The organism is Streptomyces sp. NPDC005492 (assembly GCF_040605995.1).
Lineage (GTDB): Bacteria > Actinomycetota > Actinomycetes > Streptomycetales > Streptomycetaceae > Streptomyces.
Genome location: NZ_JBEXDX010000035.1, coordinates 49,253 through 66,365, shown reverse-complemented (window position 1 = coordinate 66,365; position 17,113 = coordinate 49,253). Strand labels below are relative to the sequence as shown.

General features: G+C 70.1%; 16 protein-coding genes and 2 pseudogenes. 8 read left to right on the top strand and 10 right to left on the bottom strand.

Translation table 11 applies throughout. The features are described 5' to 3' along the window. The first annotated feature begins 244 nt into the window (after positions 1-244). The 5 genes from ABZT04_RS34075 (at position 245) to ABZT04_RS34055 (ending at position 4,084) form a co-directional block, all read left to right on the top strand. Positions 245-1,225 (top strand): ABC transporter ATP-binding protein, encoded by a 981-nt coding sequence (locus ABZT04_RS34075; protein WP_356061154.1) that lies wholly within the window; start codon positions 245-247, stop codon positions 1,223-1,225. Then, positions 1,215-2,123, top strand: a complete 909-nt coding sequence (locus ABZT04_RS34070) for an ABC transporter permease subunit (RefSeq protein WP_356061105.1) — start codon at positions 1,215-1,217, stop codon at positions 2,121-2,123. Before ABZT04_RS34075 ends, ABZT04_RS34070 begins: the two co-directional genes overlap by 11 nt. Next, the gene (locus tag ABZT04_RS34065; protein ID WP_356061103.1) at positions 2,120-3,031 is read left to right on the top strand and encodes an ABC transporter ATP-binding protein; all 912 of its coding nucleotides are present in this window, start codon (positions 2,120-2,122) and stop codon (positions 3,029-3,031) included. The genes ABZT04_RS34070 and ABZT04_RS34065 overlap by 4 nt, the downstream gene beginning before the upstream one ends. 11 nt (positions 3,032-3,042) lie before the next feature. After that, positions 3,043-3,762 carry an ABC transporter permease gene (locus ABZT04_RS34060; RefSeq protein WP_356061101.1) on the top strand — a complete coding sequence of 240 codons (720 nt, stop codon included), beginning with the start codon at positions 3,043-3,045 and terminating at the stop codon, positions 3,760-3,762. A 79-nt stretch (positions 3,763-3,841) separates the two neighbouring features. Then, positions 3,842-4,084, top strand: a complete 243-nt coding sequence (locus tag ABZT04_RS34055; RefSeq protein ID WP_355910421.1) for a hypothetical protein — start codon at positions 3,842-3,844, stop codon at positions 4,082-4,084. A 313-nt stretch (positions 4,085-4,397) separates the two neighbouring features. Here the strand turns inward: ABZT04_RS34055 and ABZT04_RS34050 are convergent, their stop codons facing one another. From ABZT04_RS34050 to ABZT04_RS34010, 9 genes are all read right to left on the bottom strand, one after another. Then, the gene (locus tag ABZT04_RS34050) at positions 4,398-5,201 is read right to left on the bottom strand and encodes an HAD family hydrolase (RefSeq protein WP_356061099.1); all 804 of its coding nucleotides are present in this window, start codon (positions 5,199-5,201) and stop codon (positions 4,398-4,400) included. After that, positions 5,198-6,475: a serine--tRNA ligase gene (gene serS, locus ABZT04_RS34045; RefSeq protein ID WP_356061097.1), complete on the bottom strand. Its 1,278-nt coding sequence runs from the start codon at positions 6,473-6,475 to the stop codon at positions 5,198-5,200. Before serS ends, ABZT04_RS34050 begins: the two co-directional genes overlap by 4 nt. Positions 6,476-7,015: 540 nt before the next feature. Further along, complete coding sequence (pheA, locus tag ABZT04_RS34040) at positions 7,016-7,948, bottom strand: prephenate dehydratase (protein ID WP_356061095.1); 933 nt, start codon at positions 7,946-7,948, stop codon at positions 7,016-7,018. Positions 7,949-8,019: 71 nt separating this feature from the next. Next, entirely contained in the window at positions 8,020-9,330 is a 1,311-nt protein-coding gene (gene efeB, locus ABZT04_RS34035) for an iron uptake transporter deferrochelatase/peroxidase subunit (protein ID WP_356061093.1), read from the bottom strand. Between the two features lie 8 nt (positions 9,331-9,338). Further along, a complete protein-coding gene (locus ABZT04_RS34030) occupies positions 9,339-11,297 on the bottom strand; it encodes a copper resistance protein CopC (RefSeq protein ID WP_356061091.1) in 1,959 nt (652 codons plus the stop codon). A 15-nt stretch (positions 11,298-11,312) separates the two neighbouring features. Beyond that, entirely contained in the window at positions 11,313-11,759 is a 447-nt protein-coding gene (locus ABZT04_RS34025; RefSeq protein ID WP_356061088.1) for a copper chaperone PCu(A)C, read from the bottom strand. After that, positions 11,756-12,406, bottom strand: coding sequence for an SCO family protein (locus ABZT04_RS34020; RefSeq protein ID WP_356061086.1), 651 nt, complete (start codon positions 12,404-12,406; stop codon positions 11,756-11,758). Before ABZT04_RS34020 ends, ABZT04_RS34025 begins: the two co-directional genes overlap by 4 nt. Before the next feature lie 94 nt (positions 12,407-12,500). Next, entirely contained in the window at positions 12,501-13,217 is a 717-nt protein-coding gene (locus ABZT04_RS34015; protein ID WP_356061084.1) for a YcnI family protein, read from the bottom strand. A 154-nt stretch (positions 13,218-13,371) separates the two neighbouring features. Beyond that, on the bottom strand, positions 13,372-14,208 hold the full coding sequence (locus tag ABZT04_RS34010) for a hypothetical protein (protein ID WP_356061082.1): 837 nt from the start codon (positions 14,206-14,208) through the stop codon (positions 13,372-13,374). Positions 14,209-14,444: 236 nt separating this feature from the next. Here ABZT04_RS34010 and ABZT04_RS34005 point away from each other — a divergent pair, with 236 nt between their 5' ends. The 3 genes and pseudogenes from ABZT04_RS34005 to ABZT04_RS33995 form a co-directional block, all read left to right on the top strand. After that, positions 14,445-14,891: an ATP-binding protein gene (locus ABZT04_RS34005; RefSeq protein ID WP_355910452.1), complete on the top strand. Its 447-nt coding sequence runs from the start codon at positions 14,445-14,447 to the stop codon at positions 14,889-14,891. 55 nt (positions 14,892-14,946) lie between these two features. Then, positions 14,947-15,513, top strand: a complete 567-nt coding sequence (locus ABZT04_RS34000; RefSeq protein ID WP_356061080.1) for a GNAT family protein — start codon at positions 14,947-14,949, stop codon at positions 15,511-15,513. A gap of 62 nt (positions 15,514-15,575) precedes the next feature. After that, a pseudogene (locus ABZT04_RS33995) lies at positions 15,576-15,825 on the top strand (2-(5'-triphosphoribosyl)-3'-dephospho CoA synthase); the annotation flags it as partial. Positions 15,826-15,827: 2 nt separating this feature from the next. Here ABZT04_RS33995 and ABZT04_RS33990 read toward each other — a convergent pair. Beyond that, positions 15,828-17,086: pseudogene (locus ABZT04_RS33990) on the bottom strand (MFS transporter). Positions 17,087-17,113 lie beyond the last annotated feature (27 nt).

The following is a 17,113-nucleotide window of genomic DNA, read 5'->3' as shown; positions in this document are numbered from 1 at the left end:
CCACCGCCCCACCTGTCCACACCGACTGCGGTACGTGCTCGTAACTTGACACTGGCGAATGTGACAGTTGTTGGAGGCTGCGTCAATAGCCTTGATCTCCACCTGTGGATAAGTGCGCGGGTCGCTCGCGTAGCCCTCAAGCAGGGGAACCCCTACGGACCCGTACGCCTGGAGTCTGATGTGAGGACAGCTCTGCGGGTTGACGACCGGAGTGGTCGGCGTCACTACCTTCGAAGACGTGACTGTGATCGCGACCGAAAGCCTGAGTAAGCGGTTCCCCCGGGTGACCGCGCTTGACCGGCTCTCCGTGGACGTCGGACCCGGTGTGACGGGGCTCGTCGGTGCCAACGGAGCCGGCAAGTCCACCTTGATCAAGATCCTGCTGGGTCTGTCCCCCGCCTCCGAGGGCCGAGCCGAAGTGCTCGGACTCGACGTGGCCACCAAGGGCGCCGCCATCCGCGAGCGCGTGGGGTACATGCCGGAGCACGACTGTCTGCCGCCCGACGTCTCGGCCACCGAGTTCGTCGTCCACATGGCGCGCATGTCCGGCCTCCCGCCGACCGCCGCCCGTGAGCGGACCGCGGACACGCTGCGCCATGTCGGCCTGTACGAGGAGCGCTACCGCCCCATCGGCGGCTACTCGACGGGCATGAAGCAGCGCGTCAAGCTCGCGCAGGCCCTCGTCCACGACCCGCAGTTGGTCTTCCTGGACGAGCCGACCAACGGCCTCGACCCGGTCGGCCGTGACGAGATGCTCGGCCTCATCCGCCGTATCCACACGGACTTCGGCATCTCGGTCCTGGTGACCTCGCACCTGCTGGGCGAACTGGAGCGCACCTGCGACCACGTGATCGTGGTCGACGGCGGCAAGCTCCTGCGCTCCAGCTCCACCACGGACTTCACCCAGACCACGACCACCCTGGCGATCGAGGTCACCGACACCGACGAGCACCCGGACGGCACCCGCGCGGTGCGCGACGCGCTCCACGCGCGCGGGGTGGACACCCACGACGGCAGCGGCCTGCCGGGCGCGGGCCATGTCCTGCTCCTGACGGCCACCGGCGAGGAGACGTACGACCTGGTCCGCGACCTGATCGCCGACCTGGGCCTCGGACTGGTGCGCATGGAGCAGCGCAGGCACCACATCTCCGAGGTCTTCACGGACGCGGACACCCAGACCGACAGCGACGCAGAGCGGAAGGAGGCCGTAGGCCATGGCAATTGACCAGCCCCTGGTCCCCCAGCCGGGCGACCAGACCCGCATCCACAACATCGGCTACCGCAACTACGACGGCCCGCGCCTCGGCCGCGCCTACGCCCGCCGCTCCCTCTACTCGCAGTCCCTGCGCGGCGCCTACGGCCTCGGCCGCTCGGTGAAGTCCAAGGTGCTGCCCATGCTCCTGTTCGTGGTCATGTGCGTGCCCGCGGCCATCATGGTGGCCGTCGCGGTCGCCACGAAGGCCAAGGACCTGCCCGTCGACTACACGCGCTACGCGATCATCATGCAGGCCGTCATCAGCCTCTACGTGGCCTCCCAGGCACCCCAGTCCGTCTCGCGCGACCTGCGCTTCAAGACCGTCCCGCTGTACTTCTCGCGGCCGATCGAAACCGCCGACTACGTAAGGGCCAAGTTCGCCGCCCTCGCCTCGGCCATGTTCGTGCTGACCGCCGCCCCGCTGATCGTGCTCTACGTAGGAGCCCTGCTCGCCAAGCTGGACTTCGCCGACCAGACCAAGGGCTTCGCCCAGGGACTCGTCTCCGTGACCCTTCTCTCCCTGCTCTTCGCCGGCATCGGCCTGGTGATCGCGTCGGTCACCCCGCGCCGCGGCTTCGGCATCGCGGCCGTCATCGCCGTACTGACCATCTCCTACGGCGCCGTCTCCACCCTCCAGGCGATCGCCGACGCGCAGAACGCCACGGACGCCATCCCCTGGATCGGCCTCTTCTCGCCCGTCACCCTCATCGACGGTCTGCAGTCGGCCTTCCTGGGCGCCACTTCGGCGTTCCCCGGAGGCGTCGGCCCCAGCCACGGACAGGGCGTCGTCTACGTCCTCGCCGTCCTGGGCCTCATCGCCGCGACCTACGGCCTCCTGATCCGCCGCTACCGGAAGGTGGGCCTGTGACCACGCTCTCCATCGACCACGTCTCCCGCTGGTTCGGCAACGTGGTCGCCGTCAACGACATCACCATGAACGTCGGTCCCGGCGTCACCGGACTGCTCGGCCCCAACGGCGCCGGAAAGTCCACCCTCATCAACATGATGGGCGGCTTCCTCGCCCCCTCCACCGGCACCGTCACCCTCGACGGCCAGCAGGTGTGGCGCAACGAGCAGATCTACAAGCACATCGGCATCGTCCCCGAGCGCGAGGGCATGTACGACTTCCTCACGGGACGCGAATTCGTCGTCGCCAACGCCGAGTTGCACGGCCTGGGCGCCAAGGCCGCCCAGAAGGCGCTGGCCACGGTCGAGATGGAGTACGCGCAGGACCGCAAGATCTCCACGTACTCCAAGGGCATGCGCCAGCGCGTGAAGATGGCCAGCGCCCTGGTCCACGACCCCTCGCTGCTCCTGCTCGACGAGCCGTTCAACGGCATGGACCCGCGCCAGCGCATGCAACTCATGGAGTTGCTGCGGCGGATGGGCGACGAGGGCCGCACGGTGCTGTTCTCGTCCCACATCCTCGAAGAGGTCGAACAGCTCGCCTGGCACATCGAGGTCGTCGTCGCCGGACGGCACGCGGCCAGTGGCGACTTCCGCAAGATCCGCCGCCTGATGACCGACCGTCCGCACCGCTACCTGGTCCGCTCCAGCGACGACCGCGCCCTCGCGGCCGCGCTGATCGCCGACCCGTCGACCTCCGGCATCGAGGTCGACCTGGCCGAGGGCGCGCTGCGTATCCAGGCCGTCGACTTCGCCCGGTTCACCGCCCTGCTGCCCCGGGTGGCCAGGGACCACGGCATCCGGCTGCTCACGGTCTCGCCGTCCGACGAGTCGCTCGAATCCGTCTTCTCGTATCTCGTCGCGGCGTAGGAGGCCAAGAGATGTACGACCCCACAGTCGCCCGACTCACCTACCGGGCCCTGCTCGGCCGGCGCCGGGCCCTCATCCTGGGCGCCCTGCCCGCCCTGCTGATCCTGATCGCCGTAGTGGTGCGCGGCCTCACCGGCGCCGACGACCAGACCGCGGTGGACGTCCTGGGCGGCCTCGGCCTCGCCACGATGGTGCCGATCATCGGTGTCATCGCGGGCACGGGCGCGATCGGACCGGAGATCGACGACGGCTCGGTGGTGTACTTGCTGTCCAAGCCGCTGAAGCGGCCGACGATCATCTTCACCAAGCTGATCGTGGCGATCGCCGTCACCATGGTGTTCTCCGCGGTGCCCATGCTGATCGCCGGCCTCATCCTCAACGGCAACGGCCAACAGATCGCCGTCGCCTACACGGTGGCCGCCCTGGTCGCCTCCATCGCCTACGCGGCGCTCTTCCTGCTGCTCGGCACGGTCTCCCGGCACGCCGTGGTCTTCGGACTCGTCTACGCCCTCGTCTGGGAGGCCCTGTTCGGCTCCCTGGTCGCCGGTGCCCGCACGCTCAGCGTCCAGCAGTGGTCCCTGGCCGTCGCCCACAAGGTGTCCGGCGGCGACCTGGTGACCTCGGACGTCGGGCTGACCACGGCGACGGTGTTCCTGGTCGCGGTCACCGCGGGAGCCACCTGGTTCGCCGGACAGAAGCTGCGCTCGCTGACGCTCGCCGGCGAGGAATGACAGGTCCTGATCTTGACGGGGACTTCATCTCTGTCCGGGCACACTGGACAAACGGGGACGCACGGCTAGGAGGACGGGGATGGCTGGAGAGGCAACGGACGGCGCCGGTCAGGCGGAGCCTGGGGACGGCTGGGACCAACAACTGGTCCTGGACGACGAGTTCATACGCTCCGCCGAGACGGCCGAGCCGTCCGCCCGCGCCCGCATGCTCGCGGCCCGCTGGCGCGCCGAGTCGCCCGAGCCACAGCCCTGGCGCTCCGACGAGCCGCCCGCCGGCTGGTTCTTCAGCAAGGCGCGTCGGCGCAGGTGGCGCCTCCGTTAGCCGCCGTACGGCCGCCCTTTTATTCGGTGGCGCCCAACTCGGCGTACAGGCACAGTTGTTGTGTCGACGCCGGAGCAGCCGGCGCCACTGACTGGGAGAGGAGCTGGGCGATGTCGATGCACGACAGGACGTCCAACTCCCTTCAGGGCAGCCCGAGGCGGTCTCCGGAGTAGTTACCCCTCCGTCGAGTCGCCCATCACGGGGAGCTGCCCGGGGCGGCCGCTTCGAGCACGCGACGCGCTGCGGACGCGTGGGCCGCCTTCCCTGTTGCCCCCATCGCAGGGGGCAGTCGAGCTGGGGCGGTTGCCTAGATCTACGCGAGCAACCGCTCCAGCACCACCGCGATGCCGTCGTCCTCGTTCGAGGACGTCACCTCGTCGGCCACCGCCTTGAGTTCCTCGTGCGCGTTGGCCATCGCCACACCGCGGGACGCCCACGCGAACATCGCGATGTCGTTGGGCATGTCGCCGAAGGCGATCGTCTCGGCGGCCTTCAGGCCCAGGCGGCGGGCCGCGAGGGAGAGACCGGTCGCCTTGGACAGGCCGAGCGGAAGCAGTTCGACGATGCCCGCGCCGGCCATCGCGACCGAGACGAAGCCGCCCGCGGCCAGCAGCGCCGCCTCGGCGAGTTCGTCGTCCGTGAGGGTCGGGTGCTGGATGTAGATCTTGTTCAGTGGGGCGGCCCACAGCTCGGACACGTCCGAGAGCGGGGTCGAGGGCAGCGAGCCGGTGACCGCGTATCCGTCGCCGACCAGCACCTCGCCCTCCAGGCCGTCCCGGCTCGCCGCGAGGTACAGCGGGCCGATCTCCGCCTCGATCTTGGCGAGCGCCACACCGGCCAGCTGACGGCCCAGGGTGACCGAGGTCAGCAGGCGGTGCTCCCCGGCGTCGTAGACCTGGGCGCCCTGGCCGCAGACCGCGAGGCCGTCGTAGCCGAGGTCGTCGAGGATGTGCCGGGTCCAGGGGACCGCGCGGCCCGTCACGACGATATGGGCCGCGCCCGCCGCGGTGGCCGCGGCGAGAGCGTCCCGGGTACGCCCGGAGATCGACTCGTCGGACCGCAGAAGCGTTCCGTCGAGGTCGGTCGCGATGAGCCTGTAGGGGAAGCCGGCGCTCACTTGGCGACCGGCTCCAGGACCTCACGGCCGCCCAGGTACGGACGCAGCACCTCGGGCACCCGCACGGAACCATCGGCGAGCTGGTGGTTCTCCAGGATCGCCACGATCGTGCGCGGTACGGCGCACAGCGTGCCGTTGAGTGTGGCCAGCGGCTGCACCTTCTTGCCATCGCGCAGCCGCACGGACAGCCGCCGCGCCTGGAAGCTGTCGCAGTTGGAGGCCGAGGTCAGCTCGCGGTACTTGCCCTGCGTCGGGATCCACGCCTCGCAGTCGAACTTGCGGGACGCCGACGAGCCCAGGTCGCCCGAGGCCACGTCGATGACCTGGAAGGGCAGTTCGAGGCCGGTCAGCCACTGCTTCTCCCAGTCCAGGAGCCGCCGGTGCTCGTTCTCCGCGTCCTCGGGGAGGACGTAGGAGAACATCTCGACCTTGTCGAACTGGTGCACGCGGAAGATGCCCCGCGTGTCCTTGCCGTAGGTGCCGGCCTCGCGGCGGAAGCACGGGGAGAAGCCCGCGTAGCGCAGCGGCAGCTTGTCGGCGTCGAGGATCTCGTCCATGTGGTAGGCCGCGAGGGGGACCTCGGAGGTGCCGACCAGGTAGTAGTCGTCCTTCTCCAAGTGGTACACGTTCTCCGCGGCCTGGCCGAGGAAGCCGGTGCCCTCCATGGCGCGCGGGCGGACCAGCGCGGGCGTCAGCATCGGGATGAACCCGGCCTCGGTGGCCTGCGCGATCGCCGCGTTGACCAGCGCCAGCTCCAGGAGGGCGCCGATGCCGGTGAGGTAGTAGAAGCGCGAGCCGGACACCTTGGCGCCGCGCTCGACGTCGATGGCGCCCAGCGCCTCGCCGAGCTCCAGGTGGTCCTTGGGCTCGAACCCCTCGGCGGCGAAGTCGCGGATCGTGCCGTGCGTCTCCAGGACGACGAAGTCCTCCTCGCCGCCCACGGGCACGTCGGGGTGCACGAGGTTGCCGAGCTGGAGCGCGAGGCGCTTGGTCTCCTCGTCCGCCTCGTGCTGCTCGGCGTCGGCCGCCTTGACGTCGGCGGCGAGCTGGCCGGCCTTCTTGAGCAGCTCGGCCTTCTCGTCCGCGGAGGCCTTGGGGATGAGCTTGCCGAGCGACTTCTGCTCGGTGCGCAGCTCGTCGAAGCGGACGCCGGACGACCTGCGCCGCTCGTCGGCGGACAGGAGAGCGTCGACGAGCGCGACGTCCTCTCCACGGGCGCGCTGGGACGCGCGCACACGGTCGGGGTCCTCACGGAGCAGGCGAAGGTCAATCACGCGGACCAGGCTACCGGTGCCGGGTTCCGGCTCACGACTCAGCATTCCGAACTGCGGCTTACATCCAGTTATGGGGTAATTGCGAAGAGTGTTGAAACATGTCGGAGCGAGTCAATAAAAGGACGCCTCACTCCCTGGAAGGGGGCAGGCGTGAGGCGGCCTGTTGACTCGAATCCCTTGTGGAGAACGGGACTTGGGCTCGCGGTTGTCCACAGGAATCCACATCCCGGAAGAGTTATCCACAGGCTGTGTGGAAGATCTGTGGATGCCGGAAGTGATCATTCCGAAAGGGGCTCACGGGTCGAGGAATTCCCGACCCAAACGTCCCTCACACCCACTTTCGGGTGGAATTGCGTCGCTCCATAGGATTGCTCGAAGGAAACGGGTGGACGAAGAGTGACCTACGCGTCGATGGACGTGATCATGGGCTGTAGGGCGATTTGTCGACTGCATCGCCCGTCGGTGTCGACTTGTCCCCAGGTCGAGAAGCTGGCCTGTGGATAACTTCTGTGGATAACGAAGATACGCAGGTACTACCGGTCAGAAACGGCCGTCCTGGCAGTGCGCGACCCAGTCGGCCGCCGCCAGGAACTCCTCGTCCGAGGTCCCCGGGAACAGCGGCCGCACCCCGTCCACACCGACGTCCGCGCGCGGGTACGAACCGAGGAAGCGCACCTGCAGACAGATCCGCTTGAGCCCCGTCAGGGCCTCGGCGACCCGGCGGTCGGAGATGTGTCCCTCGGCGTCGATGCAGAAGCAGTAGTTGCCGATGCCGGCGCCGGTCGGACGGGACTGGAGCAGCATGAGGTTGATGCCCCGGGTGGCGAACTCGCCGAGCAGGTCGCGCAGACCGCCGGGGTGGTCGTCGCGCTGCCAGATCACGACGGACGTCTTGTCGGCGCCGGTCGGGGCCGCCGGACGGGCGGGCCTGCCCACCAGCACGAACCGCGTCTGGGCGTTCTCCGCGTCGTGGATCTCGGTCTCCAGGGCCTCGAGACCGTACCGGGCGGCGGCGAACTCACCGGCGAAGGCGGCGTCGTAGCGACCCTCCTGCACCAGCCGGGCGGCGTCCGCGTTCGAGGCGGCCGACTCCCACAGGGCCTCCGGGAGGTTCGCCTTCATCCAGTTGCGGACCTGCGGCTGGGCGGCGGGGTGGGCGGAGACCGTCTTGATGTCGGAGATCTTCGTGCCGGGCCTGACCAGCAGGGCGAAGGTGATCGACAGCAGCACCTCGCGGTAGATCATCAGCGGCGCGCCCGCGACCAGCTCGTCCAGGGTGGTGGTGATACCGCCCTCGACGGAGTTCTCGATCGGCACGAACGCGGCCTCGGCCTCACCGGTGCGCACCGCGTCCAGGGCGGACTGCACCGACACGTACGGGATCAGCTCCCGGGTCGCGGTCTCGGGAAGCGTGCGCAGGGCGACTTCGGTGAAGGTGCCCTCAGGGCCGAGATACGCGTAGCTGGCTGGCATGACCTCACCCTAATGGGCCTTGCGAAACCCGGTACACGCTTCCTCGCCCACCACCCCATAGTGCGACGGGCTCACGCCTCCAGCAGCCGCTGCCCCACGTACTCGCCCTTCGCCGCCCCGCCCGGTACCGCGAACAGGCCGCTCGCCTCGTGCCGGATGTACGTCGACAGGGCGTCGCCGCGATCGAGTTTCCGCTGCACGGTGACGAAGCCGCGCAAGGGGTCGGCCTGCCAGCAGACGAAGAGGAGCCCGGCGTCCGGGGTGCCGTCGGCCGCGATGCCGTCGTGGTACGAGAACGGGCGCCGGAGCATCGCCGCGCCACCGTTCTGGTCGGGGCGGGCGATCCGGGCGTGCGCGTTGATGGGGACGACCAGGGCGCCCTTCGCGTCGGTCTTCTCCAGGTCCATCGCGGTCGTCTCACCGCCCCCGGACAGCGCGGCCCCATTGGACTTGCGGCGCCCGATGACGTTCTCCTGGGCGCCGAGCGAGAGCTTCTCCCAGTCGTCGAGGAGCATCCGGATACGGCGTACGACCGCGTAGGAACCGTTCGCCATCCACGCCGGGTCGGTCGAGCCGGACGTCGGCACGAAGATCCGCTTGTCGAAGTCGGACTCGGTCGGCTTGGGGTTGCGGGTGCCATCGAGCTGGCCCATCAGGTTGCGGGCCGTCATGGTGCGCGTCGTCGCGCCCGGTGTCCGGTTGAAGCCGTTCATCTGCCAGCGGACCTTGGCCGCGCTGCCCGCGTCCTTCTGGATCGCGCGCAGGGCGTGGAAGGCGACCAGCGCGTCGTTGGCGCCGATCTGCACCCACAGGTCGCCGTTGCTGCGCGACTTGTCGAGGTGGTCGGAGGAGAAGTCGGGGAGCGGGTCGAGGGAGGCGGGGCGCTGCTTCTCCAGGCCGGTACGGGAGAAGAAGCTGTTGCCGAAGCCGAAGGTGATCGTCAGCGACGAAGGTCCCGCGTCCAGGGCGACATCCGTGTCGTCCTGTGCCGCCGGTTCACCCGCCATCAGCCGCTCGGCCGTCGTCGACCAGCGGCGCAGCAGAGCCGCCGCCTCCTTTCGGCCCGCGCCCGCCGCCAGGTCGAAGGCGACGAGATGGCCGCGGGCCTGGAGGCCCTCCGTGATCCCGGGCTGATGTTTCCCGTGAAACATTGCCATGTCCGCGCCCAGGGAAGTGAGCGGTGTGGCCCCGGCGGGGGCGGCCGCATAGCCCACGGCTCCGCCTGCCGCACCGAGCACGAGCCCGGTGGCACCGGCCGTACCGAGGAGCCGTCGGCGGGAAACGCCCTCCCCTGGGGAGGCGTTTTCGGAAACGGCCTCCCCAGGAGAGGCCCCAAGAGGTGCTTCTACGATGCGGGCCTCGGGAATGGACTGGTCAGGCATGGCGTGGTTCAGCCGATCTGCGCGTTCTTGTCGACGGTCGTCTGGTCGATGTCGGAGGTCCGCACGGTCACCGAGATCTTCCATTGGCCCGCCATGGGGATCTGGATTCCGTTCGCGGCCCAGTGCCCGGTGGTGATGCGGTCGGGCGTCACGGGCAGCGGGCCGATGTTCTTGGCGGCGAGAGTGAAGGCGACCTTCACCTCGGGGACGTCGAAGGCCCGGCCGTTGGGGCGCTGCACATAGACGTGCATCTCGTTGCCGCCCACCCGCGCGGGGTCGAGGTCGACCCGTATGACGCCCTTGCCGTCCGTGCCTCCGGTGTCGAAGGACATGTCCAGGGTCAGTGCGCCGGAGGACGAGGTGGCGGCGGACGAGGAGGAAGCCTTGACCGCCTTGGCGTCCTCCTCCGTGCGGCCGGGTTCGGTGGCCGTCAGGGCCGTGGTGACGGCGAGGACGACGACGGCGACGGCGGCCTCGGCGAGGACCGAGCGGCGCAGCCCGAAGAGGTTCGGATCGGAGTCCCGCAGCCGCTTCTGCCGGGCGGTGTCCACGGCGGCCTGCTGGCGGGCGAGTTGGGCGGCGCGCTTGGAGTCACCGGTCGCGGTCGACCCGGCGGACGCCTTGGCGCTGGAGTCGACGGCCGCGGCGGACGCCGTGACGTGCTCCTTCTCCTGCTCGCGCTCCTCGGCCTGCTCGGAGTCCCCGGCTTCCTCTTCCGCTACGGCCGTCTCGGCGGTGTCCGCGAGCCGTCCGGTCCAGCGGCGGGAGATCGAGGCGATGCCGACGAGCAACGCCACGAGGGCGATCTTCACGAGCAGCAGTTGGCCGTAGCCGGTGTCCGTGAACGCCGACCAGGAGCCGAGCTGGCGCCAGGACTGGTAGACGCCGGTCGCGACCAGCGCGACGACGCTGCCGAAGGCGACGCGCGAGAAGCGCTGTACGGCCACCCGTCCGACGGGGTTGTCGGAGGGGGCCCGGTAGAGGGCCACGAGCAGGGCGGCGAGGCCGCCGAGCCAGGTCGCTACGGCCAGCAGGTGGAGGACGTCGACGGGCATCGCGATGCCGGGCTGGAGCCCGGTCGAGGCGTGTTCGGCCAGGGCCCAGCTCGCGGCGAGTCCGGCGGCCACCACCCCGCCGCCGATGGCGAGTCCGAAGGTCAGGTCCCGCTTCTCCTCGTCCTCGCGCTTGTCGTACGCCCCGAACAGGACGGCGATGAACAGCGCGGCGGCGGCGAGCAGCAGCAGCCGGGAGACGAGCGCGGCGCCCGTCTTGGTCTGGAGGACCTGGCCGAGGAGGTTCAGGTCGAAGATGTCGCCGAACTTCCCGGTGGTCGTGTACGAGCCGCGGATGAGCAGCAGCCAGAGCGTGGCAGCGGTCAACGAGACCCAGCCGGAGACCACCAGCCGCTGGAGGGCGCGCACCCCGGCGCCCCGCTGCCAGCAGGCCAGGACGAAGGCGGCGGCGCCCACCATCACGATGAAGCCGGCGTACGACATGTAGCGCCCGAAGCCGTACAGCCCGCCGACGAGCCCGCCGCCCACCTCCTGGTCGGTCGACGCGGAGACGGTGGTCTTCGAGGGGGCGCCGATCGAGAAGGTGAAGGCGCCGCCGACGGGATGGCTGTCCGCGGACACGACCTGCCAGGCCACCGTGTAGGTGCCGTCGGGCAGCCCGCTGCGGACCTGGACGGCGTATGTCGTCCCGCTGATGTTGGACGGTTTGCCGACGTCGACGCGTTTGCCCTTGGGGTTGAGCACGCGCAGCGAGTCGTCGTTCGTGGCGACCTTCTCGGAGAAGGTGAGCGAGACCTGCGTGGGAGCCTTGTCGACCACCACCCCCGAGGAGGGGTCGCTGCCGGTCAGGGCGGCGTGGGCGGAGGCCGTCCCGGCACCCGCGAACAGCATGCCGGTGACGGCCAGGAACAGCAGCACCAGATTGCGGACTCTGGGGGTGATGGTCGTCTTCAAGGTGGGGTCCCTCCCTCAGTGCCCGGTCGTGGGGTTGTACGTGGCCGACTTGACGGGCATCTCAACCGTGAGAGGGCCGGACTTGGCAAAGTGCAGCTTCACGGTCACGTTGTCGCCCTGCTTGAGCGTGTGCTTCAGCTTGTCGAACATCAGGTGGTTGCCCCCGCTCTTGAACACGAGTTGACCGTGCGCGGGCACATCGAGGGACTTCACCTGCTCCATCGCCTGACCGACCGTCTCGTGCACGGAGACCGGGCCGGCGTCGCTGGTGACGGAGGTCAACTCGTCCTTCGCGCCGCCCTTGTTGGCGATGTCCAGGAAGCCCGCCGCCATGTCCGAGACCGGCTGGGGTATATAGGCGGAGCCGACGGAGAGCTGGGCCTTCGCGTCGTCCGAGCCGCCGCAGCCGGCGAGGACCAGCGCTCCGCTCAGCACCGCGACCGGCACGGCGAACGGCCTCACGGTGTCTCCCCCTTGATGATCTTGGGGAGATCCTTGGTGTAGTCGTCGACGGTGGTGTCCTGGCCGTAGAGGAGATAGCCGCCGTTGGTCTTGGGGGAGAACGCGACGACCTGGGTGCCGTGGACGGAGACGAGCTTGCCGTTCTTGTCCTTGGAGGTCGGCTCGATGGAGATGCCCAGGGAGCGGGCGCCGGCCTGGATGGTGGCGAAGGAGCCGGTCAGACCGACGAACTGGGTGTCGATGCCCTTGAGCCACTTGCCGAGTTCGGTCGGGGTGTCCCGGGCCGGGTCGGTGGTGACGAACACGACCAGCAGCTTGTCCTGCTCGGCCTTGGGCAGTGCCTTCTTGGCGACCGCGATGTTGTTCATCGTCAGCGGGCAGATGTCGGGGCAGTGGGTGTAGCCGAAGTAGATCAGCGTCGGCCGGCCCTTGGTCTCCGCCCGGAAGTCGTACTTCTTGCCGTGCGTGTCCGTGAGGACCAGGTCCGGCTTCTCGAACGGGGTGTCGAGCACGGTGGCGGCCTGCGTCGCGGTGTCCTCGGAGACCACGGCGACAGGGCTCTTGCCGTCGTCGCCGCTGCCGCAGGCGGAGAGCGTCAGAGTGGCGGCGGCGAGCAGCGCGGCGGCCGCGAACGTCTTCTTGCGCATAGGAAAAATGTCCCAGTTGTGAGAGCTCCGGCGCGCACCGGGGTCGTACGCAAGAGTCGCACGGACCCCTGTGCGCGCCATGGGCGGACGGGCCTCAGACGGTCGTACGCCGACGACCGGCGAGAACGCCGTACGCCACGCCCGCCGCGCCGACGACGATGCCGACCACGCCGAGGACGCGGGCGGTGGTGTCGGAGGAGCCGGCGTCGGACGTGGTGTCGGCGGCGGTGTTCTCGGTCTTCTCGGAGGCGTCCTCGGCGGCCGAGCCGGAGGTGGAGGCGGCGGTGAGTTCGAGCACCGGTGCCGGGTTCTCGGGCTCCTCCGCGCCGTCCTTCTGGACCTCGATCCAGCGCACGACCTCGTTGTTGGAGTACGTCTGGAGCGCCTTGAAGACGAGTTGGTCGGCGTCCGTGGGCAGCATGCCGACGGAGACCGGGAACTTCTGGAAGTAGCCGGGCTCGACGCCCTTGCCGGTCGCGGTCCAGGTGACCTTGGTGACCGCCTCGGTGATCGTCTCGCCGTGCATCTCGGCCGGCTTGGCCAGCTTCGACTTGGTGACCTTGACGGTCCAGCCGCTGATCGGTTCCGGCATCACGGAGGCCAGCGGGTGGTCGGTCGGGAAGGTGACCTCCAGCTTGGTGGTCGAGGCGTTGTCGCGCTCGTTCGGGACCTTGAAGTCGACGACCGCGTAGCCGCCCTTGACGGCCGAGCCCTCCGGCTGCACGGAGACGTGCGCGAAGGCGGGGGAGGACAGGACGACAACGGCCGAGCCGGCGACGGCAGCGGCGGCGGCGATACGAGAAGCCTTCATGGAAAGGAGCACTCCACTTCGAGTTCGAGTGAGTTCCGGTGGTGAAGAGGGGGCGCGTGGTTTCCCGGCTGAAAAACTCGGGCACGCGCGTGTGCCGCACGACGGCGGCCTCTCCACGCACCAGGAAGGAGTGCGGGACGGTGGTCGCGTCGCGTCAGGCGGCGAGGACGTGTGTGGCGGCGGCCGGCGGCCCGCGGCGGATCACCGAGTGCTGGAGTGCGGTGGTGTGCGGCGCGGGCGGGGCGAAGAGGGCGGTACGCCATGGGCGCGGGCCCGCTTCGGGCGCCCCCGGCAGCCCGGCCCGCAGGGCGCGCACCAGGGCGAGCGCCCCGCGCAGGGAGCGTACGAGCGCCCCTTCCGCGACTCCGTGCGCCGACAGTTCCATCAGGCGCCGCAGCGCCAGGTCCCCGTGCCGCAGCAGCCAGCCCGCGGCGAGTGCCGCGAGGACGTGGCCGAGGAGCATGGACAGGGACGGGAACAGCGACATCGAGGAGTCGGCGGAGGTGGACATGGCGTCCGCCGGGTGGTGCATCGACCCCATGCCGCTCATCGAACCCATCGAGCCCGAGGCCGGCAGAAGCCGTGCGTTGGCGAGGATCTGGTGGGCCTGCGCCGGGCTGATCGCCGCCGCGGTGGTTCCGCACAGCAGATGCGCGGCGCGCGCGACGAGCGTGGCCTCGGAGGTCGGGAGGGAGCCGGTCGACACGGTGGTGGCCGTCTGACCGAGCCCGAACAGCGTGTGCAGCACGGCCTGTCCGACCGCGAGCAGCGCCGTGATCCCCGGCAGCGAGCGCTCGCGCCCGGCGAGCGGGGCCACCACCAGGAAGGTGGCGAGGAAGCCCGCGCCCAGTGTCCACAGCGGGACGGTGGCGCAGGAGGCGATCGCATGACCGGCCGCGGCCAGCACGACACAGACCGCGGCGAACACCGCGGCCCGCAGGGCCCGGAGCTCACCGCCGGAGCGCGCCGTACGTGGGTGGGGGGCAGTCATGGCGGGCTCATCATCGCACCGGCCTTATCGCCGCCATACGGCAGGTCCGCAACATCGGGACCGCGCTGTGCCGTAACTCACATAGATCACTCTCCGGCGTGAGCTACCTCCAGATACACCAATTACGTTTGGGACACATCCCCCATATGGGCGGCATCACGTCAACTCCGTGCTTACACAGGGGCACTGGCGGCAATAGGTATCGGTATGTCGAGCCGCGGCCGGGAGGCTGGAGCATGAGCATCTGGTGGTCACTCCATCTGAGGCGCGAGGCCGCGAGCGTTCCGCTGGCCCGGCGACTGCTCCTCGGCACGATGGAGACCGCGGGCGTCGACCCGGACATCTCCTACGACCTCTCCGTCGCCCTCACCGAGGCCTGCGCCAACGCCGTGGAGCACGGCGGCGACACCGCGCACGGCGCCTCCTCGGAGGCGTACCGGGTCACCGCGTATCTCGACGGGGAGAAGTGCCGGATCGAGGTGGCCGACTCGGGCCCCGGCTTCACCCGCACGCAGTCCGTGCGGCCGGCCCCCAGTGAGGCGGAGAACGGCCGGGGTCTGTGCCTCATCCAGGAACTCGCCGACCACGTCCACATCGGCAACAAGCCGGGGGTGGGCGGCGCGGTGGTGAGCTTCGACAAGATCCTCAAGTGGCGCAAGGACGCGCCGTTGATGGCGGTGTGAGGGCGCGTCCGAGGCGGGTGCGTGCTCGCCCGTGACGCGGCGGCAGAATCTGCGGATGGACATTCGACCCGAACAACTGGCCGACGACGTGACACTGCGGCTCGCCGAGCCCGCCGACGCCCCGGCCCTCGCCGCCATCCAGGTCGAAAACAGGGACCGGATGCGGGCCACGGAGCCGTATCGCCCCGACTCCTTCTACACCGTCGAAGGACAGCGCGAGCGCCTGGAGGCGCAGGTGCGGGAGTACACGGCGGGCCGCCTCGTACCCCTGCTCCTCGTGTCCGACGGCCGGATCGCCGGCGCCTTCACCCTCTCTGGCGTCGTCCTCGGCCCCTTCCGCAGCGCCTCCCTCGGCTACTGGATCGCCACCGACCGGCAGGGCCGCGGCCTGGCCACTGCCGGTGTCGAACGGGTGTGCAGGATCGCGCGCGAGAGGGTCGGGCTGCACCGACTGGAGGCAAGCACCCGACTCGACAACCTGGCCTCCCAACGCGTCCTGGCGAAGAACGGCTTCGAGCCGATCGGCATGGCGCCGCGCTATCTGCACATCGACGGGGAGTGGCGGGACCACCGCCTGTTCCAGCGGATCCTGCACGACGACGACCCGAACGCGGCGCACTGAGCGGTCTGGACGCGTTGATCGGGCAACTGGCACCGGCCCCCAGGCGGGGCCTGGCCGACCCGCGCGACGTGGCCGCCCGGCCGACCCGCGTGGCCCATCGCGCCCCGTGCCGCCCCTCGCACGGCGGCGAGGCCAAGACCGGATTCCCGTACGTACGACGGGCCTTGGACACCCTCGCCACGGTCCGTGCGACCGGGGTGAGCGAGATCCAGGCCCGCCTCGACGCCCTGCTCACCGTCATGTGGACCCTCCAGGACACCGACCTCCACCCGCGTGTGGAGCCCTCGCGGAAGTGCGGGGCTCCTAATCGGTCGTCAACTCGCCAGTGCAGGCTGCCCGACAGCCACCGCACGACCGGCGGCCGCCCACCGTGTCGCCGGGCCCATCGCATACGACGCCGCCACCGTGGCCCCGCCCAGCAGTAGCCAGCCGGGGGTGCCCCACTCCAGGAGGAGGGAGGTCAGCACCAAGGGGCCCATCGTCCTGGCCACGGTGACGCCGGTTCCGAAGAAGCTCTGGTACTCGCCCACCCGGCCGGCCGGTGCCAGATCGAAGGAGAGCTGCCAGGAACCCGCCGACTGGCTCATCTCGGCGGCGACCTGGAGCACCGCGCCGACCACCAGCGCGCCCACGGCCACCCACGGCGACGCTCCCGCCGACAGGGCGAAGGCCGCGCAGGCCGCCAGCATCACCCAACCGGACCGCCGCACCGCGCGCGTGGCCGACGCGAGGCCCGTGATCCGGCGGGCCGTCCGTACCTGGAAGACCATCACCGCAGCGGTGTTGAGCACGAACAGCGCCGAGACCAGCCAGGTCGGCGCGTCCGTCCTCCCCCACTGCCTAAAGGGCGTGGGAGGTGCCCCCAGGCGATCCACAGCGGCAGCCCGAGGCTGAGCAGCGGCATCCGGAGCAGCAGCACGGTGTTGAGGAGCGCGACGACGGCATACGGCCGGTCCCGCAGGACACCGATACCGTCTGGCTTCCGCACCCCGGCGGCCCGTACCGACGGCAGCCGCAGCAGCAGCCCCGCGCAGACCAGGAAACTCACCGCGTCCAGCGCGAACACCCCGAGATACGCCGACCGCGTCCCCGCCCGCAGCGCGAGGCCGCCGAGGCCCGCGCCCACCGCGAGCCCCGCGTTCAGCGTCGACTGGAGATGCGCCAGCAGCCCGGTCCGCTCCCCCGCGGACACCAGCCCCGCCAGCAGCGCCTGCCGGGCCGCCGCGAGCCCCGACTGCGCGGACGCGTAGGCACACGCGGCGATCACGAACGGCACGAACCCCCGCACGATGAGGAAGGACGCCACCGCGAGCCCCGTCGCCAGCGCCAGCAGCACCGCCGTACCGCGCGGCCCCCGCCGGTCGGCCAGCCGCCCCAGCGGCACCCCCACCAGCGAACCGACCGCCCACGCGAGCGTGAGCCCGAGGCCCACGCGCGCGGGGGCGAGGCCGACGACGTGGGTGAAGTACAGCGCCGCGGTCACGTAGTAGGCGCCGTCACCGACGGAGTTGGTCAACTGGGCCAGCGCGAGGGTGCGTTGCGGGCCTGGAGACGGGACGAGTGAGTTCGTCATGACTACGACGGTAGGGCGAGGTTGGAC